The following is a 15,503-nucleotide window of genomic DNA, read 5'->3' as shown; positions in this document are numbered from 1 at the left end:
CAAATGTTCAAAACAAAAAAAGGAAAAGAGGGAGATTAATCAAGCTGATAGGCTTCTTCGCCGTGCTCGCTAAGGTCCAAACCTGACTCTTCTGCTTCCTCACTAACACGCAAAGGTGAAATCAAGTTCACCAGTTTAAGCAATGCATAGGAGCCAAAGAACGAAAGCGGCACCACAACTGCCACAGCTGCAAGCTGGGCAAGGAATTGATCTAAGCCTCCGTAAAGCAGACCAGTTGCACCAATAGATGCGAATATGCCTGTACCGATTGCACCCCAGATACCGCCAACACCGTGACATGCAAAGACATCTAGTGAATCATCGATTCTTGATCTGCCCGTACGCCAGTTAGCTATCAGGTTAGAGATTACTCCGCCGATTAAGCCCATGATTATTGCTGCTGAAGGGGTAACGAAGCCTGAGGCAGGCGTGATAACGACCAGACCAACGACTGCACCGACTGCCATGCCGACTGCTGAGGGTTTACCCTTAAGTAGCCAGTCCATTGCCATCCAGCTTATTGCGGCTGCTGCTGCGGCTAAGTTTGTCACAACAAGAGCTGAAACGGCCAAGTTGTTTGCTGCTAATGCACTGCCAGCGTTAAAGCCGAACCAGCCAAACCATAGAAGCGCTGCACCTAACAGGACGTATGGGATGTTTGTTGGCTTAAATGTTGGAAGTTTTAGATCTAGCGATTTCATGTGTTCTTTCCAGGGTATTGAGCTGCCTTGTGTAGGGGTAGCACCTGTTGGGCAAGTTTCGCCTTTTCGTCTACCGACAACTAATGCTGCTGCAAGGGCTGAGACACCTGCGGTTATGTGTACGACTAAGCCTCCCGCGAAGTCAATTGAGCCTAAAGCTTTGAGCCATCCATCAGGGCTCCATACCCAGTGGGCTACTGGAACGTAGATGAAGGTTGACCATAGAATGATGAATAGCAGAAGGGATTTGAAACGTACTCGTTCAGCGCAGGCACCGATTATTAGCGCAGGGGTGATGGCTGCGAATTTTAGTTGGAAGGCAAAGAATAGCAGTGTGGGTATTGTGGGCGCTAGCAGGGGCGTAACTGTATCTACTCCTATGCCGTTTAAGGCGAAAAGGGATAGGTTGCCGATTACGCCGTTGAAACTAGGTCCAAAGGCTAGGCTGTAGCCCCAGAGCGCCCAGACTATGCTCATTACTGCAAAGATTATGAAGCATTGTGCGATTGTTGATACTAGGTTTTTCTTTCGTACTAGGCCTCCGTAGAAGAATCCTAATGCGGGGGTCATAATCATAACTAGGGCAGTTGCTGTTATTACCCAAGCTATGTCTCCAGAGTTTGTTACAATTGCACTCATTTTTTGTTTCTCCATTTGACACTTGTTTAGTCAATCACGATTTTTATTGTGCATTTATACCATACAAGTATTTAAAACTATCCGTTTGAGCGCACAAACAACAGTTTTTCTGACAAAAAAACAAAAACCTAACTAAAAACAAATCATTTGTCAAACACCACCAACCCATAAAACAAATTTTAGTACAACTGTACAAAAAACCCTCAAATACAGCACCAACTAAATAACCAAAAAACAGCAAATACACAAATAAACAGTAAGCTATGAAAAAATTAAACACACAATCAATCTTCAAACACTTGATTAATCGGCTCAGGCAACTCTTTCTTTTTTGAACAATGATTACGAATTTGCACCTTTCCGCGTGAAAAAATCACCAGAAAAGCTATAATTTCAACACGCCCAAGCAGCATCAACAAAACAACAAGCCACTTCAGCTCTAAAGCCAACGCAGGACCAACTACACCCACACTCAAGCCAGCAGTTGCAATTGCTGATGTGCTATCAAAAAGCGCATCAAGTGGTGTAAACCCATAACAAGTCATAACAAATGTAGAAATGAAAACAAGAATACCTGCAAGGAAAACAAGAGTCGCAGCCTGAATCACTTCAGAGTTATTATAGTCCCTACCAAATAAACGCATTTTTTTATCTTTCCCAGTTACAGTGAAATCCACTGATTTCCCAACGCTTTTCACGATCAAGAATAACCTAAAAATTTTGATACCGCCAGCCGTAGAAAAACTTGCGCCACCAACAAACATAATTGAAATCAGAAACAGTTTAGCAGGAACATCCAAGCTTGCAAGGGGCAAATAACTAAATCCACTAGCAGACATTGTGCTAATAACATGAAAACCTGCATCATAATAATTGAAGCTAGTGCAAGCAATCAGTAGACCCGATGAAATAACAGCCAACACCAAAAACGCCATGTTTTCAGAGTCGAAGAATTCTTTGAATTTTTTCCTAAATAAATTAAGGAAAATTATCAAGTTTATGGCGCCAAAAACCATGCATACTGGAAGTATAAAGTTTAAGGGTGCTTGGCTGATGAGAGGCGTTAAGTCATTAACAGGAGAAAAACCGCCCGTGCTAACTGCAGAAAAAACAAGTGAGCTTAAGTTAATTAAATTATGATAACCAAAACCGTAACCTGCCGCAATCATTATTGCAGTAAAAGCTGAATAAATGGAGACCACGAAAAGGAATGTTTTCTTGATTTTGTGGTTATTTTTGTCTAGCCCCATGCTTTTTGCAAATTCACGTAATTTAGCTTCAGGATAAAAGAAAGCAAGCAACACAAGCACAACACCTATGCCGCCGATAAACTGAGTTAAAGCGCGGTACAGGATTATTGATTGGGGCAGTGTTGATAAGTCAGGTATAACGGAGAATCCGGTAGTGGTGAAACCTGATACTGACTCAAAAATGCTGTCGGTGATGTGCTGAAAAAGAGTTTCTCCGCCTGACACGTTAATGTACAGGTAGGGTATTGAACCGATAATGCTTAGTGTTATGAAAACTGCAACAACAAGGGTGCAGGATTGTTTGTAGGTTAATTCCTTTTTCTCGCACAACGCATTGGTCATAAAACCGAGCACAAGGAAAGTCATAGCAGTTATGAAAAGGGCTATTGTGGCGTTGGTTTCGTTTAGGATGAAGGAGGCCACTATGGGAATTAGGATGAATACACCTGATATTTGTAGGACAAAGCCCATGTTTGCAAGTAGGACTGCTAAGGTATTTCTCATTAGCGAAATGATTACAGCGAAGGTCTTTTTAACGGTTTCTCTAATTTCGGGTTTATTCACACATTTGTTCTTTTTGATAACACAATAGCCTAAATAGTTTCAATAGATTAAACTTTAATTGATTAAATGTTTATAATTTTTGCCACTATCAAGCATTCTATCCAGATTGACACACTCATAACCAATTAATTAAAAAACAATCAACGCCTCAAAGAAGATGTTTTATCATAAGACACCTTCAACAACAGCGGCGTAATCACCGTGGTAATCATAATCATACCAATAATCGCCGAGTAAATACTCTGACTAATAACCCCCGAAGTAATAGCAACACCAGCAATAATCAACCCCACCTCACCCCGAGAAATCATGCCAATCCCAACCTTAAGCGACTTATCTTTATCTTTAAGAAAAATAGCTGCTGAACCACCACAACCAACAATCTTCCCAATAATGGCTACAACTACGAGAACCGCAAAAAACACATAAAAGAATACATCAGTTGTTATGAAACTGCGAATGTTAAAAGCAGCACCAGCCAAAGCAAAAAAGATAGGTGAAAAAACAACTGTAATTTTTTTGCTGTATTCTTTTATTTTCTCAATCTTTTTAGAACTTGCAACTGCCATCCCCGCAGCATAAGCCCCCACAATAGGCGACAAACCAACATAGGCAGCTAATGCGGCAGCTCCAAAGCAGGAAGCGGTAGCTGCGGCCTCCACGGTTGACTCATGTTTGCCCTTGCTGGCGGTAAAGTTGATTATTTTCGGAACAATTATTGAGGCGGAGATGACCATGGCTAACCATACTGCCAGGGACTCTAAGATTACGAGGATTATGTTTACGGGGTTAATGGAGGAGGCTGCTGAGCCGATAAAGGAAATGATAACCCCCAGTACTGCAAGAGCCAACACGTCGTCAACCACGGCAGCACTGATTATAACCTTAGCTTCAGAGGTGTGAATCTGGTTAAGTTCCTGCAAAACAACCGCTGTGATGGATATGCTTGTTGCTACAAGGGATGCAGCAACAACCAAACTTGTCTCAACCCCAAAACCCAATGCCGCCGCAAGCCCATAACCCATAATGAAAGGCACAACAACACCCATAGTTCCCACAGTAAAACCCGTTGCACCTACACGCATAAAATCTGAAAAAGTCATTTCTAACCCTGCAGCAAACAAGATGAGTATGCCGCCTATTTCTCCAAAAGCACTAACAATAGAGTTTATTTCAATTAGGGGAGAACCGCCTATCGTGAGAATTGAGCCTAAGGCGAAAGGCCCAAGGATGATGCCTGCAGTTAATTCACCTAGAACGGAGGGGATTTTTATTTTAGTGAAAAGTTCACCAAGCACTTTTGCGGAGAAAACCAGAATACAAATAGTTATGATTGCCCTAACTACCTCATCTAGCACGAACTGCGCCCCCTCCCGCGTTAAAAAGTTAATTGTGAACTGAAGGGTGTTTAGGGTTAGGCGCTTGTTAAGCCAAAAAGAACGCTAAAAAAGCCCTTAGTGTTGTTGTGACTATTTGCTTTTCCATAGTTTTTGTTTTATTTGGCTAAAGCTTGAGCGGAACATTGATGCTGTTAGGCACGCTAATGAGCACCCTAAAACGAGGTCGGCAGCCGCGACGTTTCCGGAGAAGGCTGTGTTTCCAAATGTTACTGCAGCTAATCCGATGATGTTGAAGGCTATTGCAAAGACTGTGAATTTTGTTCCAAGGATTCCGGTGGTTTCAACGTTTTCGCTTGTTATTTGGGTAGCTGTTGAAGTTGTGATTGCTTCACTCATTTTTCCAAAGGTTTTTTCCATTTCTTTAGCCAACTCTTTAGGTTTATACCCAGCTTACCCTCAAATCAAATATAAACTTAGTTAAGAACTGTTCATACAAATTAATAATACCTATACAAACATCCAGTTAATAACAAAATAACTAAACAGTAGTCAACATAACCAGAAAACAAATTTTTAAAAAAAAATAAGAAAAAAGGGTAGGATATATGAGGCTATTTTTCTTCAGTCACGAACTCGGGCGATTCAGCCTTCATTTCCTGCTCGGGGTAAGCACTGAAGCCGTGTTCGCTAAGGTCTAAGCCTTTGACTTCATCCTTTACTGGAGCCTTAAGCCCAATCGTGTACTTGATTAAGCCAAAGATTAACAGACCCATACCGAAAGCAAAGCCTGCAACGACCAACACGTCAATGAACTGCGCAATGAACTGTCCAACACCGTCCGCACCGCACAGCAAGATACCTTTGACGTCACCGTATGAACCGTCTGCGAATAGACCGACTGCTAGTAGACCGAAGAGACCGTTGATGCCGTGGATACCAAATGCGCCGACTGGATCATCAATTTTCAGCTTGCGTTCAACGAATAGGTTACCGTAGATTGCCAGTGGACCAGCTATGAGACCGATGATGATTGATGCCCATGGAGACACATAAGCACACGGCGCCGTAATAGCAACCAAGCCTGCCAACGCACCCATACATGCAACCTGAACGTCTGGACCTGAGAAGTGCTTCTTGTCAAGGCAACTTATTGCAAATGCCATGACACCACCAGCACCACCTGCCAGATAGGTTGTGACTGCAACGAGTGGAGTTCGGAAGTCAAGTGTTGACAGCGTGCTTCCTGGGTTGAAACCGAACCAGCCGAGGAAGAGGATCATAGTACCGATGACGATGTATGGAACGTTTGTGTAGCCGAAACTGCGAACTTTACCATCCTTGGTGTACTTGCCAAGACGTGGACCAAGTAACATGCATGCGGCCAGACCAGTAAAACCACCGACCGCGTGAACGACACCTGAACCCGCAAAGTCCCGGACACCAACACCAAAGGGCAATGTTGCTAGCCATCCACCACCCCAAACCCAGTGGCCATAAACTGGGTAAATGAGGATGTTGATGAGTACAGTGTATAGGAAGTATGCTTGAAACTTCATACGTTCTGCAACCATTCCGGCCACGATTGTGACTGATGTGGCTGCAAAGACTGCTTGCCAGAAGAAGTATACCAGTGTTAATCCGTTTTCTGCTGCGCCTGTGAGTGCAAAGCCGCTCCAACCGATCCATTCGTTTCCGCCTTCCAAGCCTGGGAGTGTTGTGAATAGTGCGTTTCCTGCAGAGTCAAAGCCTGTCGGGAAAGCTGCTCCCGAACCACCAAACATCAAGCCGAAACCGACTAAAGCAAAGATTACTACACCGATGCTAAAGTCCATGTAGCTCTTTGTCCAGTAGTTTACTTGGTTCTTTTGCCGAATATAGCCAGCTCCAAGGAAGGCAAAGCCTAACTGCATGAACCAGACTAAGCCACCCATTGTTAGTGTCCAAGCGATGCTTACTGCTGTGCCGGTGTCAGCTAGTGGGTCGCCTGTTTGTGCGAAGGCTTGACCAACACTTAGTGCAAGACAAGTTACCAGAATGCCTGCGAGCATAAAGAATTTGCGCTTCATGAAGATCTCTGAGTGCTTTTCTAGAATTTTTGTTGCTGTTGATGTTGCTCTTGTAATTATTCGTGGTTTTCTCATTTATTACACCATTTTTTACAGGACGGTGTAGTTACAGGCAATATAAGGGTAGTTGTGATATGTTCATAACTTTTAAGACAAAATGAAAAAATACACATGTTTTTGTATAAAAAATAGACAAATAAAAAGCAGTGAACGTGAAACACAAATTCAGATGTCAAAAAAAGCAACTAAAAAACAGCGCTAAAATCTTCCTTAACCATGTTAAAAGCAATATTGGTTACAGTCCGCTTCACATAAGGATTAACAAGCAAATCATTAATCAACAAATTCAAACTAACCCTATCCTTCAACTTAGCAATAGCAATCACATCGAAATCCCCCGTAACCTCATAGAGCGCAATAATATTGTCCACACGTGCAAGAAAACTTTCTAAATCCTCAACATGCGCACCATTAGTCCGCACCATAATCACCGCTGTTATATCATACCCCAACTTAAGTGAATCCAAAACAGCAGTATAACCCTTGATTAGCCCTTTATCCTCCAAGTTTTTTATTCTTGCAGCAGCTAATGCAGCTGACAGGTGTAGTGTTCGAGCTATTTTGCGGTTACTAATGCGGCAGTCTTCTTTTAGCAGGTTAAGAATTTTGATGTCGACTGCATCAAGGTTGGCCAAACTTATTTTTTCTTTTACAGCTAACCTTTTGGTGAGGCGATTTTGAGGATTTATTTCTATTTGGAGAGGAGTAGTTGTTGCCATGATGATTGCTCTTTATAGTCATTTTACGGTTTCTGTTTGATTACTATTTTAAAAATATAGTTAAGGTTTGTTCATAAAAATTATGAAATGTTGTGCAAATGACAATCAACGCAGCAAATGAGTTGAACGACCATTTTTCCCCGACGGTGGCGTAACAGTAATGCGCAGCTTAGTCAAGTTCTCCTTAATCTCAGCCTTAACATCCATCGCAACAAAGTACTCATCTAGGAAAATCTTTATGAAATCCTTCGAAGTCTCCGAAACCAACATAAGCGTGTAGTCGTTTGGCGCGTTTTTGATTAAGCGGTAGAAGTTGCAGGCTTCAAGACGCATCAGCAGGTCGTCAGTAGAGTACACCCTAGTTTTTAATTGCTCCCAGTGGGCTCGGGCAACCTCACGGTGCTCCTTCCAGAACGCCTCTTTTTCGGGCGAAGAGGGCACAAGGCGCAGAAACAATAACCAGTGGTCAACGTCTAAGATTACGTGTTCACCGCTGAGGAGCATGTCCATGTATGTGTTGATTTTTTTCTTGACTGCCACCTCTTCTAGGGCTTTGTTTTCGTTGTAGAATTTGAGTGCTCTGCGCATTGTTTCACTTTGGGAAACTTGGTCTTCTGAGCTTATTTTTTCCAGCAGGTCTGCTGTGTTTTTGTCAAATGCTACTGTTATTCTTGTTGGGTTTACCATGGGCACACTTTCCTTTTTGCTGACAACAGTTCATTTTGTCGGTTGTTATATAAACATTATGCTATTGCTTTGATTTTTTTCTATACACATATCCAGTTTTTAGGTAAACTAATATTCAAGTGTATAAAATTGTGTTTTTGTTGTCTGTTGCGCAAACACCCAACCAACGTATTACATTTGTAATACAAGCAATAATGCTTTTATTTTCAACACCACACCAAAAACCAAAGTTGACCAACATGAACCAAACCAAACCCAGCACAGCAAAACAAGTATCCATAATCGCCATGACCGCAGCCCTCTTCGCCATCTTCTTCCAACTATCCCACATAGTCGCACTCCCAAACTTCACCTTCCTATACCTACCAATAATCCTACTCGGCGTAATCCCAATCTGGTTCGGCTGGAGCGGACTAATAGGTACCATCATCGGAGCCTACGTCGGCGGCATCTACGTCGAAGCACTACCCCCACACCTCGCATGGGTAGAAATCACCACAGCAGTGCTAATCTTTGCCATAAACTGGTTCCTCACATCAAAAAGTGCAGCCCAGGCCAATTCCAAAAAAGGTTTAGCCATCCTCGGAAGCATCTATGCGCTATCACTTTTCATAGGCACAGTAGCGATTCTTTGGCAATTCATTCTTGTTGGAATGTTCACTCCCGAGTTTGCATGGCCATTTTTGCCTTGGACCTTTGCCCTTAACTTGCCGTTTGTGCTAATTGCCAGCCCAGCACTTCTCCGAACGGTCTCACCCAGACTCAAAAACTGGGGAATGTACTCGGGCAGCTTCTGGGAAAGAAAAAAACACAATTAAACACCTCATCTCCCCATTTTTATTAAAAATCTAAACAGGACAACCCCATTTTCCAGCGGTTAACCATCAATACAGAAGAAACTGGTTTTTCAGGCAAATTTTATAAAATCAACACTGTCCACTAATTCTTATGAGACTGCAAAGAGCAAACAAGATTTGGAAAGTGCTTTTCTGTATTCTTCTATTGGCTGTTCTTTGCATATCAGAAGCCCCACACACCCTAGCAGATGACACGTTGGAGGAGAACTCGTGGAGTGTTTTGCCTGAGGATGAAAAAAAGGGATTCTTACAATGCGCTGCCGTAGACGGTAAAGTTTATGCGTTTTGCTTTAACATGACAACACATGCCATCACTGTCCACATTTATGACCCCCAGACAGAAACATGGAGCACAAAAACATCCACCTTCGATACGCCTTTAGGAGGAGAAATCATACTGCACACCGCCGCGGTAGCGGTTGATGATAACATCTTTTTTTGGGGATATGGAATATGTAGAGACGGCATTCTAAACAACAAAGCATACTCCATCAGCACCAACCAATGGTCAAGCATTTCGCCTAGCCCAAACCTGCGGGAAGACCCATCTGCCTGCGTTGTCAACGGTAAAATATACGTGATAGGCGGAGTAATTGATCAGGGTGTGCCTTCTGGTGAGCAGTTTAGACAAACAGCTCCTACGGGATTGCTAGAAATTTATGATCCTCAAACAGGTACTTGGGTAACTAAGAAGTCGATGGATGAGCCTGTATCATATCATGGGTCGGTTGCTGTTGATGATAGGATTTATGTTTTTGGAGGAGGCTACATACAAATCTACAACACAAAAACAGACCAGTGGAAAACACTAACCGCACCCCAAGCAAACGAAGGATTCCAAGACGCAAAAGCAACATCAGACAAGTATACATCAGAAAAAATATACCTCTTCGGAGTTTCGGCACTCCAAATATTTGACCCCCAAACCGAAACATTTACCGATAACGTGTCTTTTCCAGAACATAAAAGTGCTCAGTACCCAAATGTTACTTTTGGAAATTTTCTTCAATCTTTCAAAGTTGCGGTTGTTGATGATGTTTTCTACTTGATTGGCGGAGCGGCAAGCGGCACACTATATAAGCAGTGGACAACACCTGAAGGCAGAGTTATAAAATCAAGCGGACCCGTCAGTGTCAATGTTGATTATCGTTATGTTCCTTTGGGTTACAGTGCATCTTCCTCGAGTGATGGCGATGTGAATTCTTGGTTGTTTTATGTGGCGGGTGTGGTTGTTGCTGTGGCGGTTCTGGCGGGAGCCGCGGTTGTGGTGTTTCGTTTTCGGCGTTCATCATCCAAACAGCCGTCATCGCAGTTAACTTCAACATTCCTATTAGCCACCTATTAGGCTCCAAATAGAAACTCCATGCAGAAACCATAGAGGGGTCTAACAGTGAAAGCAAGAGAGCTTTTAAGCTAAGCAAACAATAAACAGGTAAATGGTGACTTTGGTTGGGTAGGTTTCGTTTAGCAGTCTTCAACACGCAGCCTCCGCATCTTTATCGTGGAGGCGTTGAGCGGCGCATCATGGAAACCGCCAAACGATTAACCAAAGATGCAGAAGTCACGGTTTATAGCGGCACAAAAGCAGGATTCAACACACCCACACAAATTGATGGGATAAATCTTGCACCCATAACTTCCACGGACAGGATTTTTCCGCTGGACAACTGGACCTTTAACCGCAACCTCACCAAAAACGCCACAAAAATCCAAGCCGACGTTTATGAATGCCACAACGTCAGCTCATACGGACTGCTTAAAGAACCTCAGAAAAAACCTTTTATTCACACTATCCACGGAGTTTTGGCGGATGAGTATTTACAGGCTAAAACTGAAGGCAGGGGTTCTTTGCGGGGTTGGATTGCAAACCAGTTCATGCAGGGATTAGCAAACCGTGAAGCTGAAATCGCAAAAAAAGCCGACCTAATCGTCACAATCAGCCAATACTCAATCCAAAAAATCCTCCAAAACTACACGGTGCCCAAAGAAAAAATCCGCCTCGTTCCAAACGGGGTAGACACCGAAAAATTCAAGCCTCAACCCGTCAATGTGGAGTTGAAGCGTAGTTTGGGTGTGGATGGCAAACCGTGTGCGTTGTTTGTTGGGAATTTGGTACCTCGGAAAGGCTTGCCGTTTCTAATTGAAGCTGCCAGAAAAGTAACCCAGCAAATCAAGGATGCCCAGTTTCTAATCGTTGGTGATGGTCCCCAAAAAAGCACTCTAAAAACCCAAATCCAAAACCATTACCTAACAGGACACTTCCACTTTTTAGATAACATCCCAGACACACAGTTGCAAGCATTCTACAATCTTGCGGACCTGTTTGTTTTGCCATCAATCCAAGAAGGGCAGGGGATTGTGTTGTTGGAGGCGCAGGCATGTGGGAAGCCCGTGGTGGCGTTTGATGTAGGCGGCGTAAATGAGGCAGTGCAAAACGGTGAAACGGGTTTTCTTGTAGAGGGCGGCAACGTAAACGAGTTAGCCAATGCACTGGTAAAACTGCTCGCAGATAGAACTCTTGGAGAAAAGATGGGTTTTGTGGGCAGGCGGTTTGTGGAGGAAAATTTCACATGGGATTTGTGCGCGCAGCGGATGTTGGACGTGTATCGTGAAGCGTTAAGATTGTAGCTTATTGCTCTGCAGGTTGTTGCTCGAAGTGGGCGAGATGTTCAAGGGTCATGCCTTTTTGAACCAAATCTGCCAAGCTCGCAACGGTGCCAACACCTGCATCAATATTATGGTAGACTGGATGGCTCCACATAGCCTGTGGCTCCAAATTAAACTGCAGCGGCACCTCTAAACGCACCCCAAACCGCTCATCCAAACCCCCAATAAAGCGTCCCGCCTTGCACGCGACTCTAGCCGCAGAGTAACTTTGCAGCAACTTGGAAGCGCCAAATTTGCCAACACCATGCCAGACCGCGCCGTCCTCAGGGGAAGCCATAGAATAAAGGAAAAACTGGGGCGAAGAGGGCGTTTCTTCAAAGCTGTAATCTGCCAGCTTCTCGCCTGCAACTGTGAAACTGTCTTGGCACTCCGCTACTGCCACGTCAGGTTTGTCCACGCCAGTTGGGTAAAGCGCGGTTGCCTTGTATGTAACGTTAACGTTTGAGAGTTTGCCATCATCAAAATACAGCCTGCCCCGCGCGGCACGTTTGGAGCCATAGCCCTTGCTGGAGTGCGGAATTGTTAGGAGCGTGGTGCGGTTTTTCATGCTGCGTCCCATGCAAGCGTAAGCCTCGTTGACGGCGTCGTAGTTATGGTGGCTTTGGCTGATGATGTAGTGGATTAGCCCATCCTTGCCCTCGGACTGTAGCGTTGAGAGAGGCATCCGCAATGAATACAGTGACAAATCAAAACCAGAACAACGTGAAAGCTCATCTAGCCGCGCATACTTTACTGATTCAACAAAATCCAGATAAGAACCACCACAGCAATCCAGCTTAGAATTAATCAGCTCAATTTCTTTTTGAGAAATCAATTTGCCCTGATATTTTTTAGTAAACTCTGAGTCAATTTTGAGCTGGTCAGTTCGTACGTATGCGGCTGGATAGGCACTTTGTCCACTTTCAGTTATTGAGCGTTTTAGCGGGTTTGAACTGTAACGGTTAGCTTCCACATCATCTGTGTTCAAAAGGAAAGGAACAATAAAGCCCTGAGGTGGCTTGGAGAGGATTTCACAAAGTTGGTTAAAATCGTCTTTGGTTGGGGGATGTATGCCTGTTTTAAAGAAATGATCTGCACAAGCCTCAAGCAGACGTGTTCCCACGATTCCCTGAAGTTCTTCAATAGTTAATTGGGGGTTACTGTACTCAACAGAGCTCCGTAGAAAAAAATGGTTCCCATCAAAGGGCACGGTGACTTTTTTGCCGTTTTTGTAACGGAAAAGCTGCACTTGACGGCGGCTTTTTTGCTCCTTAAAGTCGTGGAGTGTTTCTACTAGGGCTTCTATGCTTGACCAACTGTTTTTTAAGAAATCAGACAGTAAATTTTTGCAGTAAGGCTCCATAAATTTTTATCCTCGTTCAAGCGACTCCGCCATGTATATGCAGCTTGATGGTTTGGGTTTGCCCCAGAACATGCGGATTAATCTAAAGTCTTCCACAAATCCCAGCCCAATTAATATTTCGCATAAACTTTTCTGGTTTGCAGGTAAATAAACGCTAACAGCTAACCCATCCAAGCTGTTTAGGGCTGCTAAGAGAAATTGCTGGGCAACTTCAGGTGATTTACTGACAAGGGGTCCAAGTTCGGCGGTTTTGCCATAAACCTTGGCGGCAACAAACCCTGCAAGCGCCTCTTTCTCTCTGATGTAGAACGCGGGGTTTTCAGTGTTTTCAAGAATCGCTAAGAGTGTTTTTTGTCTATCCCAACCAAAACAAGTGTAATCCAGATTGTTTAGAAGAGGCAAATCCTGCATAGTCACCCTTGAAACAGAAGCAGCAGTTTTATAGTTAACTTGGGGGTTATGCATTACGATAAACTCGGCATCAGGCTTAAACCCTAAACTCATGTAGAAGCTTTCCAGTTGGGGATATGCGTATATTCCAACGGTTTCTGCACCCTTGTTTTGTAGGTACTGGAGTGTACGCCTAACCAGCAGATGACCAGCACCTTTGCGTCTTACTGATGGAGTTACGATGAGGTTGCCAAACCAGCCCATACCGCCATAGCTGACACAGGTTATTAACCCTAAACGTTCTGCACCATCACGGAGAATAAAACATCCATCTGGCTCCAGCATTAGGCTGAATTTGAACTCCTCTTGAGTCAGGTTCCAATTCATCGTGTTAGTAAGGTCAATAGCGAATTCGAAATCTTTTGGCTGCATCACTTCAATTTGGAACATACCCTATCTTATTACATGCTTTAAATTAAAGATGCCAGCAATTCAGGCACAAAAGGGCGGGTTTACTGGTTTTTGGGAGTTGCATCTTTGTTGGCTGGTTTGCCGTTACCGCGCATTGCAGAGAAAGCTGCTGCTAAGAAGCAAAGGACAGAGGCGAAGATGAATGCTTGTGTTAGGGCAGTCATGAAGGGTGCTGCAATGGTGTTTGGGAAGAAGGTTTGCCCTGTTAGTGTGTTTAGAGTTGCTTGCGATAAGCCGGCTGTTAATGTTGCAGGCATGCTTTGAAGGATTGTTCCTATGGGGTTGTAGCCGAGGAATGCAGCGAAGAGTGCACCTGATGCTGGAGTATTCTCGAAGGCGGTTGCAAGTTGGGGTGCTCCTGAAGCGGTTACAGCTTGGGAAAGCGCACCTGGCAGCGTCAGGTTTAGTGAGATTATAACGATTGAGAAGAATATTGCTTGGCTAATGGTTTGTCCGCAGTTTTGAAGGGTAGCGCGCAGACCTGAAGCAGCACCTCGGTGCTCTGCTGGGCAACTGTTCATGACGGATGCCATGTTGGGTGACATGAATATGCCGCTGCCCAGACCCATCACGAAGAGAATCAGCGCGAAGGGTATGTAATCAAAGTTTGCAGACAATGCGATGAATGCTAAAAACGTGAAGCCTGAAATAACCATGCCCAGTGTCGCTAGCAATCTTGCACCGTGCTTATCGGATAGCCAGCCGCTGATTGGACCAGTCAATGCGATGCCCAAGGTCATGGGGAGCATAAAGATGCCTGCCCAGAATGGTGCGTCCTCGTAACTGTAGCCGTGCAGTGGCAGCCAAATGCCCTGCAAGAGCAGAACCAGCATTATCATGATACCGCCTCGGGACATGGAACTAAGGAATGTAGCTATGTTTCCTGCGGTGAACATTTTGTTTTTGAAGAGTTCAAGACGGAACAGGGGCTGCTCAACTTTGCGTTCTATGAAAGGAAACGCAATCAACAAGGCTGCACCTGTTATTAAGGAGCCTATGACCCATGGGTTAGCCCAGCCCATTGGTGAATCCCCATACGGAGTTAAACCATACGTAATACCCAGCAAAACAAGAGTTAAACCTGCACCAAAAGTTATGTTGCCCCAAACGTCCAGTTTCTGCTTTGTTTTGCAGACGTGTTGTTCTTTGAGTTTCCAGTATGACCAAATCGTGCCGATTATGCCCACTGGTACACTGACTAAGAAGACAAGACGCCATTCGAAAACTGCGAGCACACCACCTAAAACCAAGCCGATAAGGGAGCCTGCAAGGAAAGCGAGTTGGTTTATGCCTAATGCTTTGCCGCGTTCGTTTTCTGGGAAGGCATCTGTTAGGATTGCGGCGCTGTTGGAGAGTATGAAGGCGGCGCCTACTCCTTGGACGATTCGGAAAACGATGAGTTCGATGGCTCCTGCATCGCCAGTATGAGGCGTAATTGATAGCAGAATGGAGCCTACGGTGAATATTGCAAAGCCTAAATTGTAGAGTTTTACTCTGCCAAAAATGTCGGATAGCCGCCCAAACGTGACGAGCAGTGTGGCGGTTACGATGCTGTAGCCGAACAATATCCAGAGTAGGTACTGGAATGAGGTGAAGGGGTCAATGGCGATTCCTCTGAAGATGGAGGGCATGGCGATTAAAACAATAGTCATGTCGATTGACGCCATCAATATACCAAGCGTCGTGTTGGACAGTGCAATCCATTTGTATTGAACCATAGAAGGTCATCTAGAAGATTTTTGCTTTAAGC

At 44.2% G+C, this 15,503-nt stretch carries 13 protein-coding genes; 3 read left to right on the top strand and 10 right to left on the bottom strand.

Annotated elements, in window-relative coordinates; genetic code table 11:
* Positions 1-35: 35 nt before the first annotated feature.
* From NWF01_07495 to NWF01_07465, 7 genes are all read right to left on the bottom strand, one after another.
* On the bottom strand, positions 36-1,340 hold the full coding sequence (locus NWF01_07495) for an ammonium transporter (GenBank protein ID MCW4024861.1): 1,305 nt from the start codon (positions 1,338-1,340) through the stop codon (positions 36-38).
* 284 nt (positions 1,341-1,624) lie between these two features.
* A complete protein-coding gene (locus NWF01_07490; protein ID MCW4024860.1) occupies positions 1,625-3,154 on the bottom strand; it encodes a hypothetical protein in 1,530 nt (509 codons plus the stop codon).
* Positions 3,155-3,294: 140 nt separating this feature from the next.
* Positions 3,295-4,512: a cation:proton antiporter gene (locus NWF01_07485; protein ID MCW4024859.1), complete on the bottom strand. Its 1,218-nt coding sequence runs from the start codon at positions 4,510-4,512 to the stop codon at positions 3,295-3,297.
* A gap of 111 nt (positions 4,513-4,623) precedes the next feature.
* Entirely contained in the window at positions 4,624-4,911 is a 288-nt protein-coding gene (locus NWF01_07480; GenBank protein MCW4024858.1) for a hypothetical protein, read from the bottom strand.
* A gap of 194 nt (positions 4,912-5,105) precedes the next feature.
* Positions 5,106-6,635: an ammonium transporter gene (locus NWF01_07475; GenBank protein ID MCW4024857.1), complete on the bottom strand. Its 1,530-nt coding sequence runs from the start codon at positions 6,633-6,635 to the stop codon at positions 5,106-5,108.
* A gap of 170 nt (positions 6,636-6,805) precedes the next feature.
* A complete protein-coding gene (locus NWF01_07470; protein MCW4024856.1) occupies positions 6,806-7,339 on the bottom strand; it encodes an Lrp/AsnC family transcriptional regulator in 534 nt (177 codons plus the stop codon).
* Positions 7,340-7,444: 105 nt separating this feature from the next.
* Positions 7,445-8,026 carry a CopG family transcriptional regulator gene (locus NWF01_07465; GenBank protein ID MCW4024855.1) on the bottom strand — a complete coding sequence of 194 codons (582 nt, stop codon included), beginning with the start codon at positions 8,024-8,026 and terminating at the stop codon, positions 7,445-7,447.
* Between the two features lie 239 nt (positions 8,027-8,265).
* Between NWF01_07465 and NWF01_07460 the strand changes: the two genes are divergently transcribed.
* The 3 genes from NWF01_07460 to NWF01_07450 all read left to right on the top strand — a co-directional run bounded on the left by NWF01_07460 (position 8,266) and on the right by NWF01_07450 (position 11,511).
* Positions 8,266-8,844 (top strand): hypothetical protein, encoded by a 579-nt coding sequence (locus tag NWF01_07460; protein ID MCW4024854.1) that lies wholly within the window; start codon positions 8,266-8,268, stop codon positions 8,842-8,844.
* Positions 8,845-8,974: 130 nt separating this feature from the next.
* On the top strand, positions 8,975-10,228 hold the full coding sequence (locus NWF01_07455; GenBank protein ID MCW4024853.1) for a hypothetical protein: 1,254 nt from the start codon (positions 8,975-8,977) through the stop codon (positions 10,226-10,228).
* A gap of 104 nt (positions 10,229-10,332) precedes the next feature.
* The gene (locus NWF01_07450; protein ID MCW4024852.1) at positions 10,333-11,511 is read left to right on the top strand and encodes a glycosyltransferase family 4 protein; all 1,179 of its coding nucleotides are present in this window, start codon (positions 10,333-10,335) and stop codon (positions 11,509-11,511) included.
* A gap of 1 nt (position 11,512) precedes the next feature.
* Here the strand turns inward: NWF01_07450 and NWF01_07445 are convergent, their stop codons facing one another.
* The 3 genes from NWF01_07445 to NWF01_07435 form a co-directional block, all read right to left on the bottom strand.
* Positions 11,513-12,892, bottom strand: coding sequence for a hypothetical protein (locus NWF01_07445; GenBank protein ID MCW4024851.1), 1,380 nt, complete (start codon positions 12,890-12,892; stop codon positions 11,513-11,515).
* A gap of 6 nt (positions 12,893-12,898) precedes the next feature.
* Positions 12,899-13,732 (bottom strand): GNAT family N-acetyltransferase, encoded by an 834-nt coding sequence (locus NWF01_07440; protein ID MCW4024850.1) that lies wholly within the window; start codon positions 13,730-13,732, stop codon positions 12,899-12,901.
* Between the two features lie 62 nt (positions 13,733-13,794).
* Entirely contained in the window at positions 13,795-15,471 is a 1,677-nt protein-coding gene (locus NWF01_07435; protein ID MCW4024849.1) for an MFS transporter, read from the bottom strand.
* Positions 15,472-15,503 lie beyond the last annotated feature (32 nt).

The sequence above is a fragment of the Candidatus Bathyarchaeota archaeon genome (assembly GCA_026014585.1).
Lineage (GTDB): Archaea > Thermoproteota > Bathyarchaeia > Bathyarchaeales > Bathycorpusculaceae > Bathycorpusculum.
Note: the sequence above shows the minus strand (reverse complement) of the source record. Positions and strands in the feature narration are given on the sequence as shown.